The sequence below is a fragment of the Pseudomonas sp. YuFO20 genome, assembly GCF_035064975.1.
Lineage (GTDB): Bacteria > Pseudomonadota > Gammaproteobacteria > Pseudomonadales > Pseudomonadaceae > Aquipseudomonas > Aquipseudomonas putida_AE.
In genome coordinates this window covers 1-14,657 of record NZ_JAXDEO010000029.1, presented here as the reverse complement: position 1 = coordinate 14,657, position 14,657 = coordinate 1, and the positions used below count along the sequence as shown (strand labels likewise).

At 62.0% G+C, this 14,657-nt stretch carries 13 protein-coding genes; 9 read left to right on the top strand and 4 right to left on the bottom strand.

The window, feature by feature from the left end; all coding sequences use genetic code 11:
• Nucleotides 1-46 precede the first annotated feature (46 nt).
• The 7 genes from cobU to SOP85_RS17295 all read left to right on the top strand — a co-directional run bounded on the left by cobU (nt 47) and on the right by SOP85_RS17295 (nt 5,378).
• A complete protein-coding gene (cobU, locus tag SOP85_RS17325; protein ID WP_323627642.1) occupies nt 47-568 on the top strand; it encodes a bifunctional adenosylcobinamide kinase/adenosylcobinamide-phosphate guanylyltransferase in 522 nt (173 codons plus the stop codon).
• Entirely contained in the window at nt 565-1,620 is a 1,056-nt protein-coding gene (gene cobT / locus SOP85_RS17320) for a nicotinate-nucleotide--dimethylbenzimidazole phosphoribosyltransferase (RefSeq protein ID WP_323627641.1), read from the top strand. The genes cobU and cobT overlap by 4 nt, the downstream gene beginning before the upstream one ends.
• A complete protein-coding gene (cobC, locus tag SOP85_RS17315) occupies nt 1,617-2,192 on the top strand; it encodes an alpha-ribazole phosphatase family protein (protein ID WP_323627640.1) in 576 nt (191 codons plus the stop codon). Before cobT ends, cobC begins: the two co-directional genes overlap by 4 nt.
• A gap of 2 nt (nt 2,193-2,194) precedes the next feature.
• Nucleotides 2,195-2,926 (top strand): adenosylcobinamide-GDP ribazoletransferase, encoded by a 732-nt coding sequence (locus SOP85_RS17310; RefSeq protein WP_323627639.1) that lies wholly within the window; start codon nt 2,195-2,197, stop codon nt 2,924-2,926.
• Nucleotides 2,927-2,947: 21 nt separating this feature from the next.
• Nucleotides 2,948-3,352, top strand: coding sequence for a MarR family winged helix-turn-helix transcriptional regulator (locus SOP85_RS17305; protein ID WP_274074927.1), 405 nt, complete (start codon nt 2,948-2,950; stop codon nt 3,350-3,352).
• Nucleotides 3,353-3,404: 52 nt separating this feature from the next.
• The gene (locus SOP85_RS17300; RefSeq protein ID WP_274074928.1) at nt 3,405-4,613 is read left to right on the top strand and encodes an MFS transporter; all 1,209 of its coding nucleotides are present in this window, start codon (nt 3,405-3,407) and stop codon (nt 4,611-4,613) included.
• A 198-nt stretch (nt 4,614-4,811) separates the two neighbouring features.
• On the top strand, nt 4,812-5,378 hold the full coding sequence (locus SOP85_RS17295) for a glutathione peroxidase (RefSeq protein WP_323627638.1): 567 nt from the start codon (nt 4,812-4,814) through the stop codon (nt 5,376-5,378).
• Nucleotides 5,379-5,593: 215 nt separating this feature from the next.
• On the opposite strand, the gene SOP85_RS17290 is transcribed toward SOP85_RS17295, so the two are convergent.
• From SOP85_RS17290 to SOP85_RS17280, 3 genes are all read right to left on the bottom strand, one after another.
• Entirely contained in the window at nt 5,594-6,856 is a 1,263-nt protein-coding gene (locus SOP85_RS17290) for an OmpP1/FadL family transporter (protein ID WP_274074930.1), read from the bottom strand.
• 145 nt (nt 6,857-7,001) lie between these two features.
• Nucleotides 7,002-7,484, bottom strand: a complete 483-nt coding sequence (locus SOP85_RS17285; protein ID WP_046819412.1) for a hypothetical protein — start codon at nt 7,482-7,484, stop codon at nt 7,002-7,004.
• 262 nt (nt 7,485-7,746) lie between these two features.
• Complete coding sequence (locus SOP85_RS17280; protein WP_007898912.1) at nt 7,747-7,971, bottom strand: hypothetical protein; 225 nt, start codon at nt 7,969-7,971, stop codon at nt 7,747-7,749.
• 990 nt (nt 7,972-8,961) lie between these two features.
• Between SOP85_RS17280 and SOP85_RS17275 the strand changes: the two genes are divergently transcribed.
• Complete coding sequence (locus SOP85_RS17275; protein WP_323609143.1) at nt 8,962-9,285, top strand: sel1 repeat family protein; 324 nt, start codon at nt 8,962-8,964, stop codon at nt 9,283-9,285.
• Nucleotides 9,286-9,460: 175 nt separating this feature from the next.
• The gene (rmuC, locus tag SOP85_RS17270; RefSeq protein ID WP_323627689.1) at nt 9,461-10,825 is read left to right on the top strand and encodes a DNA recombination protein RmuC; all 1,365 of its coding nucleotides are present in this window, start codon (nt 9,461-9,463) and stop codon (nt 10,823-10,825) included.
• A gap of 54 nt (nt 10,826-10,879) precedes the next feature.
• Here the strand turns inward: rmuC and SOP85_RS17265 are convergent, their stop codons facing one another.
• Nucleotides 10,880-14,350, bottom strand: a complete 3,471-nt coding sequence (locus tag SOP85_RS17265) for a hybrid sensor histidine kinase/response regulator (protein ID WP_323627637.1) — start codon at nt 14,348-14,350, stop codon at nt 10,880-10,882.
• Between the last annotated feature and the right edge of the window lie 307 nt (nt 14,351-14,657).

Here is a 14,657-nt window from a genome sequence, read left to right as displayed (position 1 = left end):
CCGCGAAGGGGCCCGTCATGACACCGCACAATTTATGGAATAAACCATGCTCCAACTGATCCTCGGCGGCGCCCGCTCCGGCAAGAGTCGCCTGGCTGAAAAACTGGCAACCGACAGCCAACTCCAAGTGACCTACATCGCCACCAGCCAACCCCTGGACGGCGAAATGAACGAGCGTGTCGCCCATCACCGCGCCCGCCGTCCCGCTGAATGGGCGTTGATCGAAGAGCCGCTGGAACTGGCCCGCGTCCTGCGCGAGAACGCCAGCGCCGAGCGCTGCCTGCTGGTGGATTGCCTGACGCTGTGGCTGACCAACCTGCTGATGCTGGACGATGCCGAACGCCTGAACGCCGAGCGCGAAGCCTTGCTCGAATGCCTGGCCTCATTGCCGGGTGAAATCATTTTTGTCAGCAACGAGACCGGAATGGGTGTCGTGCCGCTGGGCGAATTGACTCGTCGTTATGTCGATGAAGCCGGTTGGCTGCATCAAGCCCTGGCCGAGCGTTGTCAGCGTGTCATCCTGACCGTCGCCGGCCTGCCCCTGACTTTGAAAGGAACTGCGTTATGAGCCCATCGTGGTGGCTGACCCCGTGCCAACCGATCGACGCCCAGGCGATCGAGCAGGCGCAAGCCCGTCAACAGCAACTGACCAAACCGGCCGGCTCCCTCGGCCAGCTTGAGGCGGTAGCGGTGCAACTGGCCGGGCTCCAGGGGCAGGTCAAGCCGAGTCTGGAGCGGTTGTGGATCGCGATTTTTGCCGGTGACCATGGTGTGGTGGCCGAGGGCGTCTCGGCCTATCCCCAGGAAGTCACCGGGCAGATGCTGCACAACTTCGTCAGCGGTGGTGCGGCGATCAGCGTGTTGGCGCGGCAGTTGGGCGCCTCCCTGGAAGTGGTCGACCTCGGCACCATCACGCCGTCGTTGCACCTGACGGGTGTGCGTCACCTGAACATCGGTCCGGGCACGGCGAATTTCGCCCAGGGTCCGGCGATGACCGTGGCTCAGGGCGAACGCGCCTTGCAGGCCGGTCGCGACAGCGTGCAGCGTGCCATCGCGATGGGCGCGCAACTGTTCATTGGTGGCGAAATGGGCATCGGCAACACCACGGCGGCCAGCGCCCTGGCCTGTGCCTTGCTGGATTGTCCGGTGGTGCATCTGACCGGGCCGGGTACCGGGCTGGATGCGACGGGTGTCAGTCATAAAGCTCAAGTGATCGAACGTGCGTTGGCCTTGCACGGCGCTCAGCGTGGCGATGCGCTGCAGACCTTGTTCAACCTCGGTGGGTTTGAAATCGCGGCATTGGTTGGCGCCTATCTGGCGTGCGCCCAGCAAGGCATCGCGGTGTTGGTGGACGGGTTCATCTGCAGCGTCGCGGCGTTGGTGGCGGTGCGTTTGAATCCGTCGTGCCAGCCATGGTTGTTGTTCGGTCATCGCGGTGCCGAGCCGGGCCATCGTCATGTGCTGGAAACCCTCAATGCCCAACCTTTGCTGGACCTCGGGTTGCGCCTGGGCGAAGGCAGTGGTGCCGCGTTGGCCGTGCCATTGCTGCGCCTGGCCTGCGACCTGCACGGGCAGATGGCGACGTTCGCCGAAGCGGCGGTGGCGGATCGTCCGGCATGATTTTGCATCTGGATCTGTTGCGTCACGGTGAAACCGAACTCGGCGGCGGCTTGCGCGGCAGTCTCGACGACGCGCTGACGGACAAGGGCTGGGCGCAGATGCGCGAAGCGGTGGCGCAGCAGGGGCCCTGGGATCGCCTGGTCAGTTCGCCGTTGCAGCGTTGTGCGCGCTTCGCCGATGAACTGGCGGTGCAATCAAGGCTGCCGATCGAGCTGGACGGCAACCTGCAAGAACTGCACTTCGGTGCCTGGGAAGGGCAGAGTGCCGCGGCACTGATGGAAACCGACGCCCAGGCCCTGGGTTTGTTCTGGGCGGATCCTTATGCCTTTACCCCGCCCGAGGGCGAACCGGTCACGGACTTTTCCGCGCGGGTGCTGGCGGCGGTGGCGCGTTTGCATGAGCGGTACGCCGGGGAGCGTGTGCTGCTGATCAGTCATGGCGGGGTCATGCGATTATTGCTGGCCCATGCCCGGGGCCTGCCACGAGAGCAACTGCTGAATGTCGAAGTGGCGCATGGGGCGCTGTTCTCGCTGGCGGTCGAGCCCGGTGGTGTATTAAAGGAAGTGCGCTGAACATGTTGCCGTTCTGGATCGCCCTGCAATTTCTCAGCAGCCTGCCGATTCGCCTGCCGGGCATGCCAACGCCTGAGGAACTGGGGCGCTCGCTGCTGTTTTATCCGCTGGTGGGTTTGCTGTTCGGCGCGATTCTATGGGCGCTGAACTGGCTGTTGCTGGGCACGCCATTGTTGCTTCATGCGGCATTGTTGCTGGCGGTGTGGGTGCTGCTCAGCGGCGCGCTGCACCTGGACGGCCTGGCCGACAGCGCCGATGCCTGGCTGGGCGGATTCGGCGATCGTGAGCGTACATTGACGATCATGAAGGATCCACGCAGCGGGCCGATCGCAGTGGTCACACTGGTGTTGGTGTTGCTGCTGAAATTTACCGCACTGGTGGCGCTGATCGAACAGCAGCATGCACTGGCCCTGATCATCGTTCCCTTGATCAGTCGCAGTGCGCTGCTGGGATTATTCCTCACCACGTCTTACGTGCGTCCCGGTGGCTTGGGTCAGGCGCTGGCCGATCATCTTCCGCGCTTGGCGGGCAAGCAGGTGTTGGCGGCAAGCAGCCTGTTGTGTGTGCTGATCGCTGGTCTCAGCGCCGTATGGGCGCTGTTGCTGGCAGCGTTGATTTTCGTCTGGCTGAGGCAGGTGATGCTGCGTCGATTGGGTGGCACGACGGGAGACACGGCGGGGGCGTTGCTGGAATTGCTGGAAGTTGCGATCCTCGCAGGACTTGCACTTATGTAACCACGGGTATATACACGCATCATGCTCGACTCCCAATGTTTATGTATCAACCTGCGTCGCGCCGCCCGTGGCGTCAGCAGGCATTACGACGGCGCTCTCGATGGCTTCGGGATCAACGTTGCCCAGTATTCTTTGCTGTGCAATCTGCAGCGCCTGGATCAACCGAGTATCTCTACGCTCGCCGAGGCCATGGGGCTGGATCGCAGCACCCTGGGGCGCAATTTGCGCGTGCTGGAAGGTGAAGGCCTGGTAACGCTGGTGGAGGGCGAGGACATGCGCAACCGCATCGTCCGGCTGACCGAAGCGGGCGCCCAGCGCCTGGAAGCAGCCTTGCCGGCGTGGGAGGCGGCGCAACAGCGATTGGTAGATCGCCTGGGCGCCGAAAAGCGCGAAACGTTACTCAAGTTGCTGGACGAACTGGCATGAAGCCGGTTTGTACGATTATAAGCGGGTATATACCCGCGACAGGAGAACAAGAATGACCTCGATGTGGCGTACGTGCGGTTGGGTGTTGGTGGGCAGTGCGCTGATCCTGGCGTTGTCCCTGGGGGTGCGACACGGTTTCGGGCTGTTCCTGGCGCCGATGAGCGCCGAATTCGGCTGGGGGCGTGAAGTCTTCGCCTTCGCCATCGCCCTGCAGAACCTGATCTGGGGCCTGGCGCAACCGTTCACCGGCGCCCTGGCCGACCGTTTTGGCGCGGCGAAAGTGGTGCTGGTCGGCGGTGTCCTGTACGCGGCGGGGCTGGTGTGCATGGGGCTCTCTGACTCGGCGGTGACCTTGTCCCTGAGCGCCGGCCTGCTGATCGGGATCGGTCTGTCGGGCACCTCCTTCTCGGTGATCCTCGGCGTGGTCGGGCGCGCGGTGCCGCCGGAAAAACGCAGCATGGGCATGGGCATCGCCAGCGCCGCCGGTTCGTTCGGCCAGTTCGCCATGCTGCCCGGCACGCTCGGGTTGATCGGCTGGCTCGGCTGGTCCGCGGCGTTGCTGGCGCTGGGGCTGCTGGTGGCGCTGATCGTGCCGCTGGTGGGCATGCTCAAGGACAAACCGCTGCCGGTACTCGGCCACGAGCAAACCCTCTCTGAAGCGCTGCACGAGGCCTGTTCCCATTCGGGATTCTGGCTGCTGGCGTTCGGTTTTTTTGTCTGTGGATTCCAGGTGGTGTTCATTGGCGTGCACCTGCCGGCGTACCTGGTGGATCAACATCTGCCGGCGACCGTGGGCACCACGGTGCTGGCGCTGATCGGCCTGTTCAACATCTTCGGCACCTATACCGCCGGCTGGCTCGGCGGGCGCATGTCCAAGCCGCGCTTGCTCACCGCCCTGTACCTGTTGCGAGCGGTGGTGATCGCGCTGTTCCTGTGGGCGCCGGTGACGACCACCAGCGCATACCTGTTCGGGATGGGCATGGGATTGCTGTGGTTGTCGACCGTGCCCTTGACCAACGGCACCGTGGCCACCTTGTTCGGCGTACGAAACCTGTCCATGCTCGGTGGGATTGTTTTCCTGTTTCACCAGCTCGGGTCATTTCTCGGTGGCTGGCTGGGCGGGGTGGTGTATGACCGGACCGGGAGCTACGACTTGATCTGGCAGGTGGCGATTCTCTTGAGCCTGATGGCCGCGGCCCTGAACTGGCCTGTGCGTGAGCGGCCGGTGGCGCGCCTGCAAAGCCAGATGAGTGCGACATGAACAGCCTCTTGCCGCGGATCGTGCTCGTCGCTGTCTGCGCCTTGCTGCTGGCGCTGGCGTGGTGGGGCTGGCACCAGGGAGGCCTGGCGCTGATGCAGTTGGGCGGGGCATGCTAGAAGGCGGCTTGCTAGAGACTTGCTAGAAGGAAGCGAGGGCGAGTAACGTCGACCTCACAAGAATCCTCAAGGAAGTACCGATATGCTGATGCGCTGGCTGGCGGTTCCCGCGTTACTGGTAGCATTTACCGGGTTGGCTCAGGCGGACGAGTGCCCGGCGCTGCTGCAAGGCTCGTTGCCCAAGTTGCGCGCCAACGAATCCATCGATTTGTGCCAGCGCTTCGCCGGCAAGCCGCTGGTGGTGGTCAATACCGCCAGCTTCTGTGGTTTTGCCCCGCAGTTCAAAAGCCTTGAGGCGCTCAATCAGCGTTACAAGGCGCAGGGGCTGGAGGTGATTGGTGTGCCGTCCAATGACTTCAAGCAGGAGTCCAAGGACGGCGCCGAGACGGCCAAGGTCTGCTACGTGAACTACGGCGTGACCTTCACCATGACCGAACCGCAGAAAGTCCGTGGCGACGATGCAACCAACCTGTTCAAGGTGCTCGCCGATCAGAGCGGTGCGCCGAAGTGGAATTTCTACAAGTACGTGGTCGATCGCCAGGGCAAGGTGATCGCCAGCTTCTCCAGCCTGACCAAGCCCGATGATCCTGAATTCATTGAGGCTGTGGAGAAGGCACTGGCTTCGCCGCCTCTGGCTGCCACGCCCTGATCGACACCCATTACCGAACCTGACGCAACCCTGTAGGAGCTGCCGCAGGCTGCGATCTTTTGACTTTGATTTTTACAAACAAGATCAAAAGATCGCAGCCTGCGGCAGCTCCTACTGGTATTGCGTTATCGGGTTGAAATGAAAAAGCCCCGCCTCTGTGCCAGAGAGCGGGGCTTTTTTGCTTCGGGCGAGGGGTTCAGGCTCGCCGCACGTCATCAGAAGCGGTAAGTCGCACCGACACCGAAACCATTCGCCCAGTTTTCATACTTGGCGCTGTAGTTCTGACGGCCATTGTTGTCGTTGACCTTCACCGACTCTTCACGCAGGTACGAGTACGCCAAGTCGATGGTCAGGTCGTCGGTCGGGCTCCAGCCGGCGCCCAGGCTGAAAATCGTGCGATCGCCAGTCGGGATGCGTGGGGAGCGGTTTTCGTTGTTGGTTGGCGACTGGTCAACCGACAGACCGGTACGCAGTACCCACTGCTTGTTCAGCTGGTACGAAGCACCGATTGCGTGAGCCCAGGTGTCATGCCAGTTCTGCTCTTCAGTGATGGTGCCGAACGCTGGGTTCAAAGGAGCAGGCACGCCACTGTTCTCGACGGAGATTTCTTTCAGGCGGCTCCAGCGAGTCCAGGTGCTGCCTGCGTACAGGGTCCACTGGTCGTCCAGCTGATGAGTGACCGAAAAGTCCACGGACTCAGGGGTGGTAATGTCCAGCGAAGCATCAAACTTCTGTTGACCCAGTGGGCCGAGCGGGCTGTAGCTGAGCTTGGTGTCACCGTCGAGCTTGTATTTCACTTTCGAGTGATAGGTCAAGCCGACGCGAGTGGAGTCGGTGGCTTGAACCAGGATACCGATGTTGTAGCCCAGCGCAGTGTCGTCACCCTTGATTTTGACTTCACCGTCCGGTGCGGCCGGATTCGGGCTCAGCGACAGGTTCGATTCCAACTTGCCGTCGATACGGTTGATGGTCGGGCCGAAACCGATCGACACCTTGTCGTTGAAGGCATAGCTGACGGTTGGCTGGAGGGTGATGATTTGCACTTCGCTCTTGCTGCCGAAGTAACGGCCGGCAAAGCCGTTCTCGTAGTCGGTCACCAGGCCGAATGGAGCGTAGACGCCGAAACCGACCGCCCACTGGTCATCGATAGGCTTGACGTAATAGCCCATCGGCACGCCCATGAAAGGGACCATGTCACCTTTGTTGGTGCCGCCATTGCGGGCGCTGGCATCACTGATGTCAGTGTGCGCGTCGATGAATGCAACGCCGCCGGTCACTTGCTCGCGCTTTAGGCGAGACATGCCGGCAGGGTTGCCAACAACTGTGGATGCGTCGTCGGCAGAAGAAGATCGCCCGGCAAAACCTGTCCCCATCCCGCTGATGCTTTGTTCGTTGAGGGCAAAGCCACTTGCGAAGATCTGGGTGGATGCCAAGGCAACGGCGAGGCTAATGGTGGTTTTGAGCATTACTTTTTTCATTATTAGAACTCCTGGTGATCACCGGGGCGAAAATTACCAACATTTTCGTCCCAGCGCCATAGGCTGTAATGCTTGATTTAGAGCGGTTTTGTAGGACAATCCGACCAAATTCGCTACCAGTTGAGCGATTTTGGATCCAGAGGTTTCAGCAGGCGACCTGATTCAGCGGTGATACACAGGTTTGCCAGGCGCAGGTGAAGTCTCTCAGGCGTCCCTGGGGCTGGAAGGTCTGGCGCCAGATTCGCGCCATGCCCAGCAGGTCGTCGGCTTCGGGGAGGGGGGTGTTCTGTTCTTCGACCAGCAGCCAGGCGATGGCAGTGGCGTAACGCAGGTTGACGGTCAATTCCAGGTGCGGGCCGCTGAGGAAGGCATGCTGGCTGGCCAGGCCACGAACCAGGCTCGCGCGTTCCGGATCGAGTGCCAGGTAGTGGTCCCAAAGTGCCTGGTGGCGGGGTTCGGCGATTCGGTACAGGCCGTGTCCACGGCGGTCATGCAGGGCGGAACCAAGGGCTGACTGGCTGGCGGCGATGCCTAGCAGCAGGGATTCGGCGGTTGCGCTATGGCGTCCAAGGTAGATCAAGGTCGGACGGATCACATAACGGCACAGTTCGCTGGCAGCGATACCCATAAAGCCCTCGATACATCAATATGGCGACGAACCTGAAAGGCTTTGGCAGCGGTGAATCGACTCAGGCTCGTCGGAAGCGGAACAGGCCGCTTGAGTTGAAGTCTAGTGTCATATTCACCGCGTAAAGGACTGTTTTTAAAATATTTCCGCTGGCGAGTTATAAACCTTATATCTATCCGTGCTTAGTCGCCATGAAACGTCGGGCAACAAAAAGCCCCGCTTTTCGGGGCGGGGCTTCTGGTGTTTCAGTCGTGCTGGCGCTTCAGGCCACCAGGGCCTGGCGCGTACGCTCGATCACTGCCTGCAGCGGCTCGGCGCTGGAGTACTGGTCGGGGTACAGGCGTTCGCTGTGACGGGCGATGCCGTGTTCATTGACCAGGGTGAAGCTGAAACAGCCTTTGCGAGCGGCCATGATCAGGCAGTTCATTGGTGCAAAAGCGTTGGTGAGGGTGCGGATGGCATCCTGGGTGTGGATTTGAGTAGACATAGTCATTGGGTGTTCCTACAAGCGACACGGATAAGAGCCGTGCAAAATTAAAACGTTCCAGTGACGACGACCACCGTTGGTCGAACGAAGAACCCGACTGGAACAAAGCAGCCAGTTTGAAGCGCTAAAAATTGGCGCGCTTGGGCTGGCAGGTAGGTACTTAGGAGGGCAGGCAACACATCGAGGGCAAAGGTTCTGGGCCCGGGGTGAAGATCCTGATCAATTTGCAGGCTGGTTCGGTCAGAGTAAGTGAGCCTGGCAACACCCTTTGCATTCGATTCAAAGGCTGTGTTGGCGCAAGATTTACCTGGAAACCATCGAGGTGGTCGATCCCGCTTGTTCGGTGGCAGCTTCCTGTTGGAAGGCTGTGCCGGGGGGATTTGTTCGACCAGAATTGACTTTCAGCTTGGTACTAACGCCGCGGATACTAACGGATCGAACAGGCAAAGGGAAGGGCACTAGCAAAAAAACTCTGATGCCGGCTCATCGTCATGGTCCGTCGGCGGCTTGGCGATACCGGGAAGCTGCCCTGTCATAGCCCGGAAAACGACCGGCGGTCATCCTCATTCGACCCGTCGCAAGTGGCCTGGGACGCGGGTTTACCGGGGGTTATCCCCAACATTCGATGAAAAACGCGCCGAAAATGCACAGCGATATAACCGTCACGAAGGTAGTTGTGCACATTAGTTGCGTGGACTGTCACGGCGCTGTCATCCAGCCTTCAAGCGCAGTGGGTGCCTGTAACCAAAATTTAAGTCAATGAAAAACATCGCTTTTTTTAACTGGTGAAAAAATCGTCAGTTTGACTGCAGGCCCCGTTCCATAAGCCTTTGCGCGAGTTCAATGGCGGTTGTCCACTGAGTTATCCACAGCTTCTGTGGATTGTCCCGAGCGCTTGCTCTAGGACGGGCGTGCCGGGTTTTTTTTCGGCTTTACCTGTAAGAAAAAGAGAGTAGAGTGGCGCGCCTTCCGATCTGCCCACAGTGCTTTATGAAGTTTCGTACACCACCTACTTCCTCCTCCGACAAATCGTCCACGGTTGCCTCACCCAAGCGCTTTTCGATGCGGGTGGCCGAGTGGCTGCTGGACAGCCCGCGCCTGGGCGAAAGCCCGAACGTCAAACACATCGCCGGCCGCTTGCTCAAGCAACCGGCCCGTGAAGGCGTCGTCGCCGCACAGAGCCGTTTGGGGCAGCTGATGTGCCGTGAGTGCGGCAATGCCCGGGATCGCCGGATTGGCCAGGATCTCTTGCGCCAGGCGGCGCGGGCAGGGGACTTGCGCGCACAACAGGAACTGGGCCTGATCGAAGACTGAGCTGTCCAAGACCTGACGCCTTGGTTAACCTTCAGGCTTTATTTCAATGGCAGGAGTGGCTATGGCTATGGACTTGACCAGCGCATTGCTGGGGCTGGCGGGTGCGGCGGCGCCGTTGCTGGTGTTGGCCTGGCAACTGCAGCGCCGGGCGAGCACCGCCCAGGCCCAGGCGGCGCTGCTGGAAGAGCGCCTGGCCATGGCGAATCTGGCGCAGGATGGCCTGAATGCGCAGCTCGAGGCCAGTCGCGATGAAGTCGCCGATCTCGGCCAGGCCAACGCTGCCAAACATGCGGACCTCGCCGCCGTGCGGCGTGAGGTCGAGCTGCTGCAGATCGAGCGTGACGATGCCCGCGATGCGGCCCATGCCTGGAACATCGAACGCGCTGGCAAAGACGTCGAATTGCGCCGCCTCGACGCCCAGGCCGCGTCCCTCAAGGCCGAGCTGCGTGAGCAGCAGGAAAGCCATCAGCAGCGCCTCAACGACCTGCAGGGCTCGCGGGACGAGCTGCGTGCGCAGTTCGCCGAGCTGGCGGGGAAAATCTTCGATGAGCGCGAGCAGCGGTTTGCCGAAACCAGTCAGCAGCGCCTGGGGCAATTGCTCGATCCGTTGAAGGAGCGCATCCAGTCTTTTGAAAAGCGCGTCGAGGAAAGTTATCAGGCCGAAGCCCGGGAGCGTTTTTCCCTGGCCAAGGAGCTGGAGCGCCTGCAACAGCTCAATCTACGCCTGAGCGACGAAGCCACCAACCTGACCCGGGCCCTGAAAGGGCAGAAAACCCAAGGCAACTGGGGCGAGTTGATCCTCGAGCGCGTGCTCGAGCATGCCGGGCTCGAGAAGGGCCGCGAGTACCAGACCCAAGTCAATCTCAAGGGCCCTGACGGCGAGCGTTTCCAGCCCGACGTGATCATCTACCTGCCGGGCGACAAACAGGTGGTGGTCGACTCCAAGGTCAGCCTGACGGCCTATCAGCAATACGTAGCGGCCGAAGACGACGCTATCGGCCAGATCGCCATCAAGCAGCACGTGCTGTCCTTGCGTAATCACGTCAAAGGCCTGGCGGGCAAGGACTACAAGCGTCTCGACGGCTTGCACAGCCTGGATTTCGTCTTGCTGTTCGTGCCGATCGAAGCGGCGTTTTCCGCCGCGTTGCAGGCCGAGCCGACGCTGTTTCAGGAAGCCTTCGACCGCAACATCGTGATCGTCAGCCCGACCACGCTGCTGGCGACCCTGCGGGTCATCGACAGCCTGTGGAAGCAGGAGCGGCAAAGCCAGAACGCCCGGGAAATCGCCGAGCGGGCCGGGTGGCTGTACGACAAGTTCGTGCTGTTCATCCAGGACCTGGACGAAGTCGGCAATCGCTTGCAGCAACTGGACAAGGCCTACAGCTCGGCGCGCAACAAGCTGACAGAAGGACGCGGCAATCTGGTCAGCCGCAGCGAGCAGCTCAAGCTGCTGGGCGCGCGGGCGAGCAAGAGTCTGCCGGCAGATTTGCTGGAGCGGGCGATGACCGATGTGGATGGGTTGGTCGAGTTGCCGGAATAAAACATCAAAAGATCGCAGCCTTCGGCAGCTCCTACAGGGCTGAGATCTCTGTTGTTACAACGGCAAATGCCGACTCAACAACGCCCGCAACGCCGCCGGTTTCACCGGTTTGGCCAGGTAGTCGAGCCCCGCCGCGTGCACCTGCGCCATGGTCTCGGGTCGGCCGTCGGCGCTGATCACCACCCCGGGTACCGGCTCGCCCAGCCGGGTGCGTAGCCAGGCCATCAACTCGGTGCCGGTTTCGCCATCGTCCAGGTGGTAATCCACCAGCGCCAGTTGCGGGCGCAACCCATCGCCGAGCAGCGCCATGCACTCCTGGCGGTTACGCGCGGTCCAGACCTGGCACCCCCAGCGGGTGAGCAGGCTGTTCATGCCGATCAGGATGCTGTCTTCATTGTCGACGCACAGCACGTGGGCGCCGCTGGGCAACTTGCCATTGAGTTCGGCCGCCTTGGCCGGCAGCGCGGCTTGCGCGCGGGCCAGGGGCACGCTGACGCTGAACACACTGCCGCGCCCCGGCCACGAGCGCACGCGCAACTTGTGGCCCAGCACGCGACAGAGTCCGTCGGCGATCGCCAGCCCCAGCCCAAGACCCTTCTCGGCGCGGGTCTGGTGGCTGTCGAGGCGTTTGAATTCTTCGAAGATCACCTGTTGCTTGTCTTCCGGAATGCCGGGCCCACGGTCCCAGACTTCCAGGCACAACTCACCCTGGCGACGGCGCACGCCCAGCAGTATCGGCCCTTTGGCATAGCGGAAAGCGTTGGTCAGGAAGTTCTGCAGGATGCGCCGCAACAGCTTGATGTCGCTGTCGATGCGCAACGTACTGCTCCTGACGCGAAACTCCAGCCCCTGATCCCGCGCCAGCGCCTTGAATTCGGCACCGAGAGTGTCGAACAGCTCATTGAGCGCGAACGGCTTGGCATCCGGATTGATCTTGCCGTTTTCCAGGCGGGAAATATCCAGCAGATCGCTGATCAGGTCTTCGGCCGAACGCAGCGAACTGTCCAGGTGCTGGACCAGTTTTTGCGCCTCGCTGGACAAGCCGTCGTCCTGGTGGGAAAGGGCGGCGGAGAACAGGCGCGCGGCGTTCAACGGTTGCATGAGGTCATGGCTCACGGCCGCGAGGAACCGGGTTTTCGACTGGTTCGCGGCCTCGGCGGTGCCCTTGGCCTCGGTCAGTGCCACGTTGAGTTGCGACAGCTCGTGGGTGCGCTCGGTGACGCGCTGTTCCAGGCCCTCGTTGGCTTCGGTCAGCGCCTGCTCGGCTTCGCGGAACGCGGTAATGTCGGTGAAACTCATGACGAAGCCGCCACCGGGCATCGGGTTGCCGATCAGCTCGATCACCCGGCCGTTGGGGAACAGCCGTTCGGAGGTGTGGGCGCGGCCCTGGCGCATCCAGTGCAGGCGGCGGGCGACGTGCACTTCCGCTTCACCGGGGCCACACAAACCGCGCTCGGCGTTGTGGCGGATGATGTCGGCAATCGGTCGGCCGACGCTGATCAGGCCATCCGGGTAGTTGAACAGCTCCAGGTAGCGACGGTTCCAGGCCACCAGTTTCAGCGACTGGTCGACCACGCTGATGCCCTGGGTGATGTTCTCGATCGCCCCTTGCAGCAGCGCGCGGTTGAACTGCAGCACTTCCGAGGCTTCGTCGGCGATGCGCACCACGTCCTCAAGCTGCATTTCCCGGCCTTCAATGGCGGCTTTTACCACCGCGCGAGTCGATGAGGCCCCCAGCACACCGGCGAGCAGGCGTTCAGTGTGGGCGATCCATTCACCGTCGGCGTTCTGGTTCGGATTGAAGCCTTTGCCCTGGCGGTAGGCAAAACGGATGAAGCTCTGCCGGGCGCGTTCTTCGCCGACGAAGCGTGCGGCCAGTTGCAGCAGATCGTTGATCTGTACCGCGAGCATCGAGCGGGCGCTGGGCCTGGCACTGATTTCCTGGCCGATGAAGCGGCCTGCCTGCCAGTGTTCCGACACGCGGGTGCGAGACAGCACCGAGACCCAGGCGAACAGCGTGAAGTTGCCGGCCAGCGATAGCACCACGCCCTGGGTCAGCGGGGTGATCGGCAGGTTCAGCGGGTTGCTGTGCAGCCAAGCCAGGCCCGGGAAGCTGTTCAGGGACAAGCCGAGGCTGTGGGCGGCGATCGGCAGGATCAGCGTGTAGAACCACAGGAAGGTTCCGGCGGCGAGGCCGGCGAATACGCCGCGGCGGTTGGCCTGTTTCCAGTACAGAGCGCCGAGCATCGCCGGCGCCAGTTGCGTCACGGCAGCGAAGGCGATCTGGCCGATGGTCGCCAGGCTGGCGGTCGATCCTAGCAGGCGATAGCTGACGTAGGCCAGGAGCAGGATGACCACGATGCTGACACGGCGCACCGACAGCATCCACTGGCGGAACACCTCGAACGGGCGCTCGGCATTGTTGCGGCGCAGTAGCCAGGGCAGCAGCATGTCGTTGGAGACCATGGTCGACAGCGCCACGCTGGCCACGATCACCATGCCGGTGGCCGCCGATGCGCCGCCGATGAAGGCCAGTAGCGCCAGGGCAGGATGCGCCTGGGCCAAGGGCAGGCTGATCACGAAGGAGTCGGGCAACACCGAACTGGGCAGCAACATCTGCCCCGCCAGCGCGATCGGCACCACGAACAAAGCCGCCAGGGCCAGGTAGGCCGGGAACACCCATTTGGCCAGGCGCAGATCCTGCGGGTCGATGTTTTCTACCACGGTCACGTGGAACTGCCGCGGCAGGCAGATGATCGCCATCATCGCCACGCCGGTCTGCACCACCATCGATGGCCAGTTGATGGTTTCCTTCCAGTATTCTTCCAGGCGCGGGGCGAGCATGGCCTGGTCGAACAGATCGTCGAAGCCGTCGTACAGGCCGAAGGTCACGTAGGCGCCCACCGCCAGGAACGCGAACAGCTTGACCAGCGACTCGAACGCAATCGCCAGCACCATGCCGCGGTGGTGTTCCGTGGCGTCGAGGTTGCGCGTGCCGAAGACAATGGTGAACAGCGCCAGTACCAGAGACACCACCAGCGCGGTGTCTTGCGCGCGAACCCCCATGGCGTCGGCGCCGGCACCGATCAGCAGGTTCACCCCGAGCACGATGCCCTTGAGCTGCAACGCGATGTAGGGCAGCACGCCGACCAGGCAGATCAGTGCTACCACCACCGCCAGGGATTGCGATTTGCCATAACGCGCGGCAATGAAGTCGGCAATGGAGGTGATGTTCTCCTGCTTGCTGATCATCACCATTTTCTGCAGGACCCACGGCGCGCCGATCAACAACAGGATCGGCCCGAGGTAGATCGGCAGGAAGGACCAGAGCTGCTCGGCGGCCTGACCCACCGCGCCGAAGAAGGTCCAGCTGGTGCAGTAGACCGCCAGCGACAGGCTGTACACCCAGGCTCGCACCCGCGGCGGCAGGGGCGCGCTGCGACGGTCGCCGTAGAAGGCGATGGCGAACATGATGGCCATATAGGCCAGGGCGACGACGGCAATCAGCCCGCTGGACAGCGACATGGGAACTCCAGGCAACCAAAGACACCCGAGCCTCCCGCCCGGACAGACAGTCTCGCACGATGGCAGGGGTTAGTCAGTGTCGACCAAGGTCGTGGCGTGGCGGGGTGTCGCAGGGATAAAGGCCCTTGGATCTCGGGTGTCTGACCGGGCCTCTTCGCGAGCAAGCTCGCTCCTACAGGGGGCCGCGATCCCTTGTAGGAGCGAGCTTGCTCGCGAAGGCGGCTTTATTGACCCAACGCTATCTCGATCAACCGATGCAACTCCTCACTCTCCAGCGCCGCCTCGGAAAACAGGATGCGAAACTGAC